This is a genomic window from Isoptericola halotolerans, assembly GCF_013149785.1.
Taxonomy (GTDB): Bacteria; Actinomycetota; Actinomycetes; order Actinomycetales; family Cellulomonadaceae; genus Isoptericola; species Isoptericola halotolerans.
In genome coordinates this window covers 1-12,907 of sequence record NZ_JABEZU010000001.1, presented here as the reverse complement: position 1 = coordinate 12,907, position 12,907 = coordinate 1, and the positions used below count along the sequence as shown (strand labels likewise).

The 12,907-nt window shown below is 72.8% G+C and carries 13 protein-coding genes and 1 pseudogene; 10 read left to right on the top strand and 4 right to left on the bottom strand.

The window, feature by feature from the left end:
- The first annotated feature begins 34 nt into the window (after positions 1-34).
- The 4 genes from HDG69_RS00070 (at position 35) to HDG69_RS00055 (ending at position 3,716) form a co-directional block, all read left to right on the top strand.
- Positions 35-877 (top strand): DUF4097 family beta strand repeat-containing protein, encoded by an 843-nt coding sequence (locus HDG69_RS00070; protein WP_171781759.1) that lies wholly within the window; start codon positions 35-37, stop codon positions 875-877.
- A 28-nt stretch (positions 878-905) separates the two neighbouring features.
- The gene (locus tag HDG69_RS00065) at positions 906-1,688 is read left to right on the top strand and encodes an ABC transporter ATP-binding protein (protein WP_171781758.1); all 783 of its coding nucleotides are present in this window, start codon (positions 906-908) and stop codon (positions 1,686-1,688) included.
- Positions 1,688-2,449: an ABC transporter permease gene (locus HDG69_RS00060; RefSeq protein WP_171781757.1), complete on the top strand. Its 762-nt coding sequence runs from the start codon at positions 1,688-1,690 to the stop codon at positions 2,447-2,449. Before HDG69_RS00065 ends, HDG69_RS00060 begins: the two co-directional genes overlap by 1 nt.
- Before the next feature lie 109 nt (positions 2,450-2,558).
- Positions 2,559-3,716: a ThuA domain-containing protein gene (locus HDG69_RS00055; RefSeq protein WP_171781756.1), complete on the top strand. Its 1,158-nt coding sequence runs from the start codon at positions 2,559-2,561 to the stop codon at positions 3,714-3,716.
- A 150-nt stretch (positions 3,717-3,866) separates the two neighbouring features.
- Here the strand turns inward: HDG69_RS00055 and HDG69_RS00050 are convergent, their stop codons facing one another.
- The 3 genes from HDG69_RS00050 to HDG69_RS00040 form a co-directional block, all read right to left on the bottom strand.
- Positions 3,867-4,574 (bottom strand): NADPH-dependent F420 reductase, encoded by a 708-nt coding sequence (locus HDG69_RS00050; protein ID WP_171781755.1) that lies wholly within the window; start codon positions 4,572-4,574, stop codon positions 3,867-3,869.
- Positions 4,575-4,634: 60 nt separating this feature from the next.
- Positions 4,635-5,249: a TetR/AcrR family transcriptional regulator gene (locus HDG69_RS00045; protein ID WP_216645120.1), complete on the bottom strand. Its 615-nt coding sequence runs from the start codon at positions 5,247-5,249 to the stop codon at positions 4,635-4,637.
- Positions 5,250-5,478: 229 nt separating this feature from the next.
- Positions 5,479-6,183, bottom strand: a complete 705-nt coding sequence (locus HDG69_RS00040; RefSeq protein WP_171781754.1) for a FadR/GntR family transcriptional regulator — start codon at positions 6,181-6,183, stop codon at positions 5,479-5,481.
- Between the two features lie 217 nt (positions 6,184-6,400).
- On the opposite strand from HDG69_RS00040, the gene HDG69_RS00035 reads away from it, so the two are divergent.
- From HDG69_RS00035 to HDG69_RS00010, 6 genes are read left to right on the top strand one after another with little or no spacing between them, the layout of a single operon-like run.
- A complete protein-coding gene (locus HDG69_RS00035; RefSeq protein WP_171781753.1) occupies positions 6,401-7,354 on the top strand; it encodes an ABC transporter substrate-binding protein in 954 nt (317 codons plus the stop codon).
- Complete coding sequence (locus HDG69_RS18760) at positions 7,351-8,283, top strand: ABC transporter permease subunit (RefSeq protein WP_216645119.1); 933 nt, start codon at positions 7,351-7,353, stop codon at positions 8,281-8,283. Before HDG69_RS00035 ends, HDG69_RS18760 begins: the two co-directional genes overlap by 4 nt.
- A complete protein-coding gene (locus tag HDG69_RS00025) occupies positions 8,280-9,068 on the top strand; it encodes an ABC transporter ATP-binding protein (protein WP_171781752.1) in 789 nt (262 codons plus the stop codon). Before HDG69_RS18760 ends, HDG69_RS00025 begins: the two co-directional genes overlap by 4 nt.
- Positions 9,065-10,192: an acetamidase/formamidase family protein gene (locus HDG69_RS00020; protein ID WP_171781751.1), complete on the top strand. Its 1,128-nt coding sequence runs from the start codon at positions 9,065-9,067 to the stop codon at positions 10,190-10,192. Before HDG69_RS00025 ends, HDG69_RS00020 begins: the two co-directional genes overlap by 4 nt.
- Positions 10,189-11,784: an AtzH-like domain-containing protein gene (locus HDG69_RS00015; RefSeq protein WP_171781750.1), complete on the top strand. Its 1,596-nt coding sequence runs from the start codon at positions 10,189-10,191 to the stop codon at positions 11,782-11,784. Before HDG69_RS00020 ends, HDG69_RS00015 begins: the two co-directional genes overlap by 4 nt.
- Positions 11,781-12,788, top strand: a complete 1,008-nt coding sequence (locus HDG69_RS00010; protein ID WP_343036181.1) for a bile acid:sodium symporter family protein — start codon at positions 11,781-11,783, stop codon at positions 12,786-12,788. Before HDG69_RS00015 ends, HDG69_RS00010 begins: the two co-directional genes overlap by 4 nt.
- A 24-nt stretch (positions 12,789-12,812) precedes the next feature.
- Here HDG69_RS00010 and HDG69_RS18755 read toward each other — a convergent pair.
- Positions 12,813-12,907: pseudogene (locus HDG69_RS18755) on the bottom strand (superoxide dismutase); the annotation flags it as partial.

Below are 12,907 nucleotides of genomic sequence, written 5' to 3'. Positions count from 1 at the left end.
GACACCAGACTGACACCACCCTGGGAGCTCCGTCATGCCCACTTTCCCCGCCCCCCACCCCGCCACCGTCGTCGTGGAGGTGCCCTTCGCCCAGGTGCACGCCGTCGCCTCCGATCGTGACGACGTCGTCGTCACCGTCCTGCCCACCGACCCCTCGAAGTCCGGCAGCGTGCGTGCCGCGGAGGAGGTGCGCGTCGAACGCCAGGGTGATGCGATCACCCTCACCTACCCGGGCTCCTGGAAGCAGTTCGTGCTGCCCTTCGCCGCAGGGACCGCCGACGTCACGATCGAGCTGCCCACCGGCTCCACCGTCCGCGGCAAGACCGGATCGCTCTACGCCGAGGGCACCCTCGACACCGTCGACATGACTCTCTCCGCCGGCAACGCCCGCCTGGACGACGTCTCGCGGCTCGACCTGAAGGTCTCCGCGGGTTCGGTCTCCGCGGCAACGGTCCTCGACGCGCTGAACGTCAAGGTGGGCTCCGGGTCGGTACGCGTCGACCAGGTCGCCGGCACCGGGGTGCTGCGCGCGAGCAACGGCACCACGGCCGTCGGGGTGCTGACGGGCAGCCTGGAGGTGCACGGCGCGCACGGTGACATCGAGGTGCGCCGCGTGCGCGGCAGCCTCACGGCCAAGGGCGCCCACGGGAACGTCCGTGTCGGCACCCTCGAGTCCGGGGACGTCACGCTCGCCACGTCCTACGGCTCGATCGAGGTGGGCGTGCCCGAGGGCACCGCCGCCTACCTCGACGTCACCTCGGAGCACGGCTCCGTCCGCAACCAGCTCACGCCCACCGAGGGCCCGGTCGACGACGAGTCGACGGCCGAGATCCACGCCCGCACCGGCTTCGGCGACATCGTCGTGCGCCGGCCGTGAGACCACCGACCCAAGAAGGAGAGCGACGATGACCCACGACCAGCCCGCCCAGCCCGCCCTCCGCGTGCAGGGCATCCAGAAGTCCTTCCAGGACCTGCAGGTGCTGCGCGGCGTCGACCTCGACGTCGAAGCAGGGAGCATCGTCGCCCTGCTCGGCTCGAACGGCGCCGGCAAGACCACGCTGGTGCGGATCCTGTCCACGCTGCTGAAGGCCGACGCGGGTACCGCGACGGTCCACGGCCACGACGTCGCCGCCAGACCGGGCGCCGTCCGCGAGTCCATCAGTCTGACGGGCCAGTTCGCGGCCGTCGACGAGATCCTCACCGGCCGGGAGAACCTGGTCCTCGTCGCCCGGCTGCGCCACCTGAAGGATCCCGGCGCCGTCGCCGACGAGCTGCTCGCCCGGTTCTCGCTCACCGAGGCCGGCGGCCGCAGGGCCGCCACGTACTCGGGCGGCATGCGACGCCGCCTCGACATCGCGATGAGCCTCGTCGGCGACCCGCCGATCGTCTTCCTCGACGAACCCACCAACGGCCTGGACCCGCAGGCCCGGATCGACGTCTGGAAGGGCGTCAAGAAGCTGGCCGAGAGCGGCACGACCGTGCTGCTGACCACCCAGTACCTCGACGAGGCCGAACAGCTCGCCGACCGCATCGCCATCCTGCACGAGGGCACGATCATCCAGGACGGGACCCTCGCCGAGCTCGAGGCCCTCCTGCCGCCGGCCCAGGTCGAGTACGTCGAGAAGCAGCCCACCCTCGAGGACGTCTTCCTGTCCCTCGTCGGCACCTCTGCCCGCAAGGAGTCCTGATGACCACCCACGCCCTGGCCGACACCCGAGCCCTGACCGGCCGCTCCCTGCGTCACATCTCCCGCAGCCCCGACACGATCATCACCACCGCGGTCACCCCGATCGCGCTCATGCTGCTGTTCGTCTACGTGTTCGGCGGAGCCATCGACACCGGTTCCGAGAGCTACGTCGACTACCTGCTGCCCGGCATCCTGCTCATCACGATCGCCTCGGGCATCGCGTACACCGCCTACCGGCTGTTCCTCGACCTGCAGGGAGGGATCTTCGAGCGCTTCCAGTCCATGCCGATCGGCAGGTCGAGCGTGCTCTGGGGCCATGTGCTCACCTCCCTCGTCGCGAACCTCACCTCGGTGGCGATCGTCATCGGGGTCGCCCTGGCCATGGGGTTCCGCACGGGTGCCTCCGTCGGCGCCTGGTTCGCGGTGGCCGGGATCCTGGCGCTGTTCACCCTGGCGCTGACCTGGCTCGCCGTCATCGCCGGGCTCTCGGCGAAGACCGTCGACGGTGCGAGCGCCTTCAGCTACCCGCTGATCTTCCTGCCGTTCATCAGCTCGGCGTTCGTGCCGACCGACACCATGCCCGGGCCCGTCGCCTGGTTCGCCGAGAACCAGCCGGTCACGTCCGTCGTCAACACCCTGCGGGCCCTGTTCGACCAGCAGCCGGTCGGCCAGGACATCTGGATCGCCCTGGCCTGGCTGGTCGGCATCCTGGTGGTCGGCTACGTCGCGGCGCTCGCGGCCTATCGCCGCAGGATCAGCTGAACCCGCTTCTGCTGCTCAATGGACGACTTCTGTCGATTCCTAGCCAGAACGGCGCCCGCAGGGTTAAGTTGAACGGGTCAACGAATGGACCCATGCGCGAAGGAGCGTCATGAGCAACCGAACGTCCAGCACCCGTTGTGCACTCGGCCTGGTCACCGCCACGGCCGCCACTCTCGGCCTGGTCGCCGCCGCCGCACCGGCGACGGCCGCCTCCGACGACGGTCTCGAGGACATCCTCGTCGTCGGCAAGACCCTGGGGTTCCGCCACTCCCACATCGACGAGACGACCCACGCACTCGTCGACCTCGGCGCCGAGCACGGCTTCGACGTCGACGTGTGGGACCCGCCGAACAGCTCGGGCGGCTGGTGGGGCCCCGGCTCCCCGGGGCAGCCCGACCTCACGATGGACACCACCCCGTTCACCTCCGCGGACGACCTGGCGCAGTACGACTCGATCGTCTTCGTCTCCCCCGTCGACAACACGAACAACCTCAACCCCGCGCAGCCGCGCCTGCTCGACGACGCCGAGCTGGCCGCGCTGCAGGGCTACGTGCACGACGGCGGCGGCGTCGTCGGGATCCACGCGGCCACGGACACCATGCACACCTCGGGCTGGTTCACCCAGCTCATCGGCGGCGGGGCACGGTTTGCCAACCACCCGCAGCAGCAGACCGCCACCATGCGCGTCGAGAACTCCGCACACCCCTCGATGGAGGGCGTCCCGCTGGCGTGGGAGCGCTGGGACGAGTGGTACAACTACACGCTCAACCCGCGCGGCGCCGTCCACGTGCTGCAGACCCTGGACGAGTCCACCTACCAGGGCGGCACGATGGGCGACGACCACCCGATCGCCTGGTGCCAGAACTTCGAGGGCGGCCGCTCCTGGCACCAGGGCGCCGGTCACGTCGAGGAGTCCTGGGCCGACCCGGTCTTCCTGACCAGCGTGCTGCGCGGCATCCAGTGGACCGCGGGCACCGTCAGCGGCGGCGGGGACTGCGTGACCTGGAACGAGGTCGACGCCCTCGTCGAGGAGCTTCCGCAGGACACGGCGCGTGACAAGGTCGCCGTCCGGCAGCTGGAGACCCGCCTCGGGCAGGCCCAGGCCGCTGCCGACGCCGGTGACCAGGCGGGCGCCGTCCGGATCCTGCGCCCGACGGCGAAGCTCGCCGCCGCGCTGGTGCGCGACGACGACGCGGGTCAGGTGCTGGCGGACAAGGTCGACGACCTCATCGAGTGGCAGCAGGGGGTCGCCGAGGCCGGCCACTGACGGACTCCCACCCACGCGAGCGTCTCTGTCCGTCAGGAATCAGCGGCTGATTCCTGACGGACAGAGACGCTCGCGGTCAGGGGATGCCGGGTGCGTCGACCTCGGAGACCGGGAGCTCGCGGGGGGCCTCCTCGGCCCCCATGATCGTGATCAGAATCGACGGGCGGCGACGTCCGGGCGGTGCGACGACGCGAGCAGCTCGCGGAGGCGGGCTGCGGGGACGGGTGCACCCGGGTCGTCGAGGTAGCTCTTCGCGAAGCCGTCGAGATCGGCGGCGTAGATCGGGGTGTAGGCCCCGGACTCGGGCTCGAAGAGCGACGACTCGGCGAGCGTCCCGGCGTCGACGGCGTCGAAACCGAGGGTGTTCACGATCTGGGAGACACGTGCCTTCGCCTCGCTGTCGTCACCGGCGACCAGCAGCGCGGTCCGCGGGTCGGAATGGGCGAGGTGGGGTATGTGGTGGGAGACGATGTTGTTGAAGGCCTTGACGACGACGGAGTCGGGCAGGAGTGCCTGCTCGTACTCGGCCGTCGTGTACTCGAGGGTGTCGAGCGCCTCGATGCGGCCGTCACGGTGGGGGTAGTAGTTGCCCGTCGAGAGGATCGTCTTCCCGGCCAGGGCATCGGCGGGCAGGTCCGGGTAGGCGCCCAGAGGCACGGCCAGTACCGGGATGTCGCCGAACTCCGCAGCCGCTCGAGGGTCACCGGCCCGTGCGAGGGGGCCGAGCTCATCGATCAGGCCGGTCAGGGACTCCGGTCCTCGTGAGTTCGCGACGAGGACTTCGTGGTCGGCCGCGACGGCCAGGCGGGCGATCGCGCTGCCGATGGCTCCGCTACCGATGATGCCGATGCGGTTCATGGTCTCTCCTGATGTTCGTGTGGTGGTCGATGTCGTGTCGGTCGGGTGAGGTCGTCGGCGCTACCGGCCGTCGCCGGCTCGTGCGGCGCTCGTCGTCGCCCACCCGTTCCTGGTCAGTTCGGCCAGAGCGGCAGCAGACGCGTCGTCGGCCAGAGCCGCACCGCGCACCCAGCTCCTGGCCAGAGCGGCCAGGAAGAGGTCCCGGGCCCGGACGTCGCGGCGCGCGCCCCCGTCGTCCTGCGCGGCTCGCAGGAACTCCTCGGTGGTCGTGATGAACCCCTGGCAGGTCATAGCCAGCGGGGACGAGCTGGTCGCCGTCGCGGCCCGCAGCGGCTCGGGCAGCCCGTCGAACGCACCCGCCCACGCGGTGATCGCGTCGAGCCACCCGTCGAGCGCATCGGCCGCGTTCACCGATCCGCTGCGGAGGTCGTCGCGCCGAGCCACCAGCGCGTCGTCGCGAGCGGCGAGCAGGGCGGCAAGCAACGACTCCCGGTTCGGGAAGTGCCGGTAGAGGGTGCCCGCCCCGACCCCGGCCCGCTTGGCGATCGCGTCGAGCGAGCCGGTGACTCCGTGCTCGGAGAAGTACTGCTCTGCCGCACCGAGGATGCGGTCCCTGTTGCGCTGGGCATCGGCCCGGGGGGCCCGAGCTCCGTCCGTCGTCGTTCTCTGCATCATCACGTCTCTCTGCCGATCTAGCGGAGAGTGTCTCCGTATCGTTCTTAGCGGAGACTATGTCCGCTACGCGGGCACGTCAACGCCTGGGCGCACTGCATGCACGTCGCCCACGGCACGACCGGTGCGAACCGCGACCGGGACACGCTGGTGGCGACCAGGCGAGCCGTATCGCACCCCGGCCCAGGACCGGCACCTCGTCAGCGCTCATCCGGTCGGCGTGCACACGCCGTCAGGGATCACCGAGCGCCTCGGCGTCCCACGAGGCGCCGACGTCGGTGAGGTGGCGCCGCATCGCGTCGTGGGCGCCGTCGGCGTCGTGCGCCTCGACGGCGGCGAGGATCTCCTGATGACCGCGCAGCGACAGCGCCCGCCCCGCGGGAGAGGCGTGCGACAGACGGCGCTGAGGCAGCGTCCACTCCGTCATCAGGCCGTGCAGGGCGGTCACCAGCGGGTTGAGGGTGGCGTGCGCGAGCAGCAGGTGGAACTCGGTGTCACGCTCCAGCGACTGCTGCGCCGTGAGGTCCGCGGTGGTGCGCGCCAGCACGTCGGCGAGCTGGAGCTGGTTGGCCCGTGTGGCGCGCGTCGCCGCGAGCGCCGCCACCGAGGGTTCGACCAGGGTGCGCAGCTCGGTGACGCTCTCGGTGGCGTCCGGCGGGTGGAGCCCCAGGATCTGACGCGCCTCGTCCGGGCGGTCGACCACCCGGGTCCCCCGGCCCTGACGCCGCTCGACGAGCCCTTTCTCCTCGAGCGCGTTCATCGCCTCGCGCAGCGTGGTGCGGGAGACGCCGCGCTGACGTGCCAGCTCGCGCTCGGCCGGGAGCCGCGCCCCGGGTCCGAGCTCTCCCGTGGCGATCATCCGTTCGAGCTCGGCGGCGAGCGCCACCGCGATGGGTTGCCTGCTCGCGGTCGTCGCGGAGCTCTCGACAGTGGACATGCGGCTCCTCCTGGGGGCGGGCGGGTCTCGGCCGACAGACATCCTCAAGGTATACCAATCAGACCAATAAGAATTGGATCTGCATGTTCCAGGGCCGTAAAATGCGCGTTACCAGGTCATTGAACGGCTATCTTTCGCCGTGGAGCCCGTCATAGCGTGACGGTCACTTGGTCGGACCATTTGGTTCGCCCTCCGCATCCATCGGAAGGATCGCTCCGTGACCCCCTCCCGGACCCTGCTGCCCGTCGCTCTCGTCGCCCTGACCGCGACCCTGGCCGCCTGCACCGGCGAGGCCTCCGCGTCGGGCGAGGACGGCGAGGTCGTCCGCATCGCCACCCAACGGCAGCCGCACCTGTACGCGCCGTACGTCTACGCCGACCACGCCCCCGACGGCGTCACCATCGAGGTCGTCCCCATGGCGAACTCGACCGACGAGCTCAACGCCCTGCTCACCGGCGACGTGGACTTCGCGCTCCTCGGGGTGCCGACGGTCATCTCGGGCGTGGCGCAGGGCAAGGACGTGCAGCTCGTGGCCTCCGGGGCCGACGGCGGCTCGGGCCTCGTCGGGTCGACGTCCGTCACCTCCGTCGAGGACCTCTCCGGCGCGCGGATCGGGATCGTGCCCGGTTCGTCGCAGGAGATGGCGCTGCGGCTGACCCTCGAGGCCGCCGGTCTCGACCCGGACGTGGACACCGAGCTGGTGAGCCTGGGCTACGCCGACATGGCGGACGCGCTCGGGCGCGGGGACATCGACGCGTTCGCCGGTGCGGAGGTCAACGTCTCCCTGGCGCAGCTCGAGGGCGCGCACGAGGTCGCCTCCATCTACGAGACGGCGATCGGCCCGGTCAACATCGGGCTCGCCACCACCGCCACCCGTGCCGAGCAGGACCCCGAGCTGGTCCAGCAGGTCGTCGACATCCACGCCGCGGCCACCGAGGCGCTGGCCGAGGACCCCGCCACCTGGATGTCCGGCGTGGCCGACCGGTTCTCCTTCGACCCCGAGGTGCTCGGTCTGGCGGCGGACAACATCTGGCTGCGGTCCGACCTCTCCCCCACCTACCTCGACCAGGTGGACGCCCTGGCCGGCGAGATGCAGAAGCTCGCCGTCATCGACGCGGCACCGGACGTCGACGACGTCGTGGCCGACGGCTTCGCCCCCGAGACGCCGTGACCGGCGTCGCCTCGGCCCGGCCCACGGAGGCCGCGCCGTCCGCCACCACGTCACCGCCCGCTTCCTCGCCGACCGCGCCCCGCACAGGCGGTCAGGCCCGACGCCGTCAGGGTCCCGCCGGGCGCCGGGCGAGCGCGGTGCTGTGGGCACTACCCGTCCCGGTCCTCGTCCTGCTGCTGTGGCACACCGGCGTCGCGCAGGGCTGGGACGTCCCCGGCGGGATCCGCATGGCCGCCCTGCCGACGCCGGGAGCCGTGCTCGTCCGGCTGGTCGACCTCACGGTGGGCGGCCTGGTCGACGACTCCTTCAGCGCGCAGCTCTGGCGCCACGTCTGGGCGAGCCTGGTGCGCGCCGTCTCCGGCTTCGTGCTGGCCGCCGCCCTCGCCATCCCGCTCGGCGTCCTCATGGGTCGGTCGGCCCACCTGAGGCGGCTCCTCGAACCGACCCTCAACCTGGTCCGGCCCATCCCGGTGACCGCCTGGGCCCCCCTGGCCCTGATCATGATCGGCATCGGCGACAGCCAGGCGATCTTCCTGGTCTTCCTCGCCGCGTTCTTCCCGGTGCTGGTCAACACGGTCGTGGCGGTGCAGCAGGTGCCGCCGCGGCTGCTCGAGGCCGCCGCCATGCTCGGCACCTCGCGCTGGCGGCGGTTGTGGACCGTGGTGGTGCCGGCCGCCGTGCCCGGCATCGTCTCCGGGCTGCGGGTCTCGCTCGGCCTGGCCTGGGCGCTGCTCGTCGTCGGGGAGATGACGGGGATCAACCTGGGCCTCGGCGCCATGATCACCGAGGCCAAGGTCATCGCCCAGACCGATCTCATCGTGGCCGGCATGGTCGTGATCGGGCTGCTCGGCTTCGCCACCGACCGGCTGCTCGTCCTGCTGGTCCGTGTCATCGCCCACGGGCGACCGCTGCTCAAGGAGGACGGATGACCACCGGAACGGGACACCTCGCGATCGACGGCCTCGGCAAGCACTACGGAGGCGACACGTTCGCCATGCGGGACGTCACGCTGGAGGTCTCGCCCGGCGAGGCGATCGCCGTCGTCGGGGCCAGCGGGTGCGGGAAGTCGACCCTGCTGCGTCTCGTCGCCGGTTTCGAGACGCCGACCGAGGGGCGGGTCCTGCTGGACGGCCGCCCCGTGACCGGACCCGGCCCCGACCGGGGCGTGGTGTTCCAGGACTACGGGCTGTTCCCCTGGCTCTCGGTGCGCGAGAACATCGCCTACGGGCTGCGGGAGCGCGGGGTCCACCGCCGGGAGGCGCTGCGGCAGGCCACCGAGCACGCCGAGCTGGTGGGCCTCGGCCGGTTCGTCGACGCCTACCCGCACACCCTGTCCGGCGGGATGCAGCAGCGGGTCGGCATCGCCCGGGTCCTTGCCCTGCACCCGTCGGTGCTGCTCATGGACGAGCCCCTGGGTGCCCTCGACGCCCTGACCCGTCGTCAGATGCAGGACGAGCTCGTGGCTATCCGCCGACGGGTCGGGACGACCCTCGTGCTGGTCACCCACTCGATCGAGGAGGCGGTCTACCTGGCCGACCGGGTGGTGGTCATGGCGGGCGGCGCGTCGCACGGCGTGCCCGGACAGGTCAGCGCCGTCGTCCCGGTGGACCTCGGCGACCGGCGGGACACCGCCGCGCCGGACTTCCAGGGCCTCGCGCAGCAGATCGGCGACCACGTCCACAGCCCGCTGCCCGAGCAGGAGGACGCAGCATGACGACCCCGCCAGGAGTCCGGGCACCGCGCGTCCTCCAGCCGCGCGTCCTCCAACCGGGGACCGGCCCGGTCCCCGGCGAGGAGTACCTGCCCTCGACCCCGGGTACGGTCCGGTGGGGCCGGCTGCCCGCGGGGACCGACGCACCGGTCCTGTCCGTCCGCCCCGGGACCACCGTCACCATCGACACCGTCAGCCACGAGGGCATGCTCCCCGACCAGGGCAGCGACCCGGTGCGCTGGTTCGGCCGGCACGGTGTCGCCCCCCAGGACGTCCTGACCGACGTCGTGGAGATCGCCGCCGCCACCCCTCGGGGGGACGACGACGGCCCGCACGTCGTGACCGGACCGATCGAGGTCGTCGGCGCACAGCCCGGCGACGTCCTCGCCGTCCGGCTCCTGGAGCACCGGCGCCGGGTCCCCTACGGCGTGATCTCCAACCGGCACGGCCGCGGCGCCCTGCCCGCCGAGCTCCCGCGCGAGGGAGAGGCCGTCAGCGTCTTCGCCCCCGTGGAGGACGACGGCGAGCACGCCCGGGGCGTCCTGCCGCTCACCACGGACCCGGCCGACCGGCGTCGCACCCGGTTCCCCCTCGCCGAGTTCCTCGGCGTGCTGGGCGTCGCGACCCCCGGCGGGCAGCGCCCGCACTCGGTGCCGCCGGGCCGGCACGGGGGCAACATCGACATCACCCTGACGACGGCCGGAAGCACCGTCTACCTGCCGGTGGCCGTGCCGGGAGCACTCTTCTACGCCGGCGACCCGCACTTCGCCCAGGGGAACGGGGAGGTGGCCCTCACCGCGATGGAGGCCTCGCTGCGGTCCACGGTGCGGCTCGACCTCGTGCCCCACGACGAGGCGCTCGCCCTGCTCGGCGAGATCTCCGGGCCCGTGGTCCGCACCGCCGAGCACCTCGTCCCGACGGGGATGGACCCCGACCTCGACGTCGCGGTGCAGCACTGCGTCCGCGCCGCGCTGAACCTGCTGCAGGCACGATGGGGCATGGACGAGCATCTCGCGTACGCCTACCTCTCGGCCGCGACGGACTTCGACATATCCCAGGTCGTGGACCAGGTCAAGGGAGTCCATGCCCGGATCCGTCTCGCCGACTTCGAGGAGCCCACCGCATGACCCTGCCCGGACCAGCCGCGCCGCCCGCCGACCTCACCGCGGCCGTCGAGGCGTACGAGGCCGCGCTGGCTGCGGACGACCTCGGGGCGCTCGCCGACTTCTTCCTCGACGACGCCGGCACCCTGCGCGGGGACGACGCCGGGCTCCTCGTCGGCAGCGACGAGATCGCCCGGTTCCGGCGCGGCCGGGGAGGAGCGCCCGCCAGGGTCCTGGAGCACGTCGAGCACCGGCGCGTCACCGACGACGCCTGGCTCGTCACCGCCGTCTCCGCGTTCCGCGACGGTGGTCGTGGCCTGCAGACCCAGCTCTGGGCCCGGCCGTCCGCCGGGGCGCGGTGGCGGATCGCCGTCGCCCACGTCAGCCCTCGCCCACGAGCCGTCGACCGCAGCGTGTGGCGCGTCGTCGGCGACCCCCTGGTCGGGCCCTCCGACGACGGCGGGTCGGCCGGCTCCGGCCCCCTGGCCGGGCTCCGCGTCGCGGTCAAGGACGTCTTCGCCGTCGCGGGCCACCGCGTCGGCGCCGGCAACCCGGCACGGCTCGCTTCCGTCCCTGTCGAGACGGAGGACGCCTGGGCCGTGGCCCGCCTGCGGGCAGGAGGCGCCGTCGTGCAGGGGATCGCCACGTCGGACGAGCTGGCCTACTCGATCAGCGGCGTCAACCCGCACCACGGCACGCCGCCCAACGTCCACGACCCGCTGGCGATACCGGGAGGCTCCTCGTCCGGCGTGGGGGCGGCGGTCGCTCTCGGCCAGGCCGACGTCGGACTGGCCACGGACACGGCCGGCTCGGTCCGGGTCCCTGCGTCCTACCAGGGGCTGTGGGGGCTGCGCACCACCCACGGGCTCGTTCCTCGCGACGGGGTCCTCCCGCTGGCGCCGACCTTCGACACCGTCGGCTGGCTGACCCGTGACGGCACCACGCTCGAGCGCGTCGTCGCCTGGACGACGGCGGCGCTCACCGGACAGCACGGCCGGCCCCGCGACCGAGCACCCCGGCTCCTGGTCCCCTCCGCCGTCGTCGCCGGGCTCGACACCCCGGTGCGCGAGGCCTTCGAGCGCTGGACCGGGGCGGCCGCGGCGCGTCCCGGGTGGGCGACCGCCGCCGTCGACGTCGGTGACCTCGCGGTGCTGCAGGAGGCGTTCCGGGTGGTCCAGGCGGCCGAGGCCTGGCGGGCGCACGGGACATTCGTCGGCGAGCACGGCGACACCCTCGGCCCGGACGTGGCCGCCCGGTTCCGCGCCGCCGCCGCCGTCACCGCCGACGAGGAGCGCGCCGCACGCGGGGTCGTCGAGGACGCCCGGCGCCGGCTGCGGGACCTGCTCGACGGCGACCTGCTGGTCCTGCCGACCACCGCCGGCCCTCCCCCGGACCGCACCGCCGACCCGGGCGCGCTCGACGCCGCCCGGAGCGCCACCCTGCGCCTCACGACGCTCGCCGGGGCCGGCGGTCTGCCCGCCCTGTCCGTGCCCGCCCTGGCGCTGGGCGACGGCCGCCGACGACGGTCGGTGGGCGTGTCGCTCATCGGTGCGGCCGGCAGCGACCTGGACCTGGTGCGTGCCGCGAGGGCGCTGTCGATGGACCTGCCCTCGTGACCCGCCGCCCCGGCAGCCGCTCGTGGCTGCCCCGCCGCCTGCGCGGATGGGTCGACCCGTTCGTCCTCGCCATCCTCGCGATGCTGCTCGTCGGCGTGCTCGTCCCGATACCGGACGGGGTGCAGGCCGTGCTCGGCACCGCCTCCAGCCTCGCCGTCAGCCTGCTGTTCCTGCTCTACGGCGCACGCCTGCCCACCCGTGAGGTCGGCCGGTCGTTGCGGGACTGGCGCCTCCAGGGCGGGCTGCTCGCCGCGACCTTCGTCGTCTACCCCCTGCTCGGCGTGGTGGTGGCGTTCCTCGCCACCCCGCTGGTCGGCCCGGGGATCGCCGCCGGGCTGCTGTGCCTGTCGCTGCTGCCGTCGACCGTGAACTCGTCCATCGCGTTCACCTCGGTGGCGCGCGGTGACGTCGCCGGTGCGATCAGCGGGGCGACGGTCTCGAACGTCGTCGGGCTGGTGCTCACGCCGCTGCTGGTGCTGGGGCTGATGTCCGGATCGGCGGGCATCGGGCTCGACGGCGCGGGCGTGGGCGGCGTGCAGACGGTGCTGCTGCGGCTGCTGCTGCCGTTCGCCGTCGGGCAGCTGCTCCAGCCGTGGGTGGGCGAGCGGGTGCGGCGCACGCGGTGGCTCACCCAGCTCGTGGACCGCGGGACCATCCTGCTCATCGTGCTCACCGCGGTGAGCGGTGCCACGGCCCAGGGGGTGTGGAGCGGACTCGGGGTGTGGTCGGTGGTGGCCCTGGTCGGGGCCTGCGCCGTGCTGCTGGCAGCCGTGCTGGCGGTGACCTGGTGGGGCGGTCGCGCCCTCGGCCTGGACCGCGAGCGCAGGATCACGCTGCTGCTGTGCGGCTCCATGAAGTCGCTGGCCACCGGGCTGCCGATCGTCGCCGCGCTGCTCCCCGCAGCGACCATCGGCCTCGTCGCGGTGCCGATCGTGATCTACCACCAGCTCCAGCTCGTGGTGTGCTCGATCATCGCCCGGCGCTCGGCGGCCGGGCAGGCGTGAGCCCGCCCGGCCGCACGAGAGGCCTCAGGCCGGGACGATGAGTCCGGCGGTCTGGGTGCGGGCGCGCTCGAGGCGGGCGGCGACGTCGCGCCAGTTGGCGATGTTCCAGAACGCCTTGA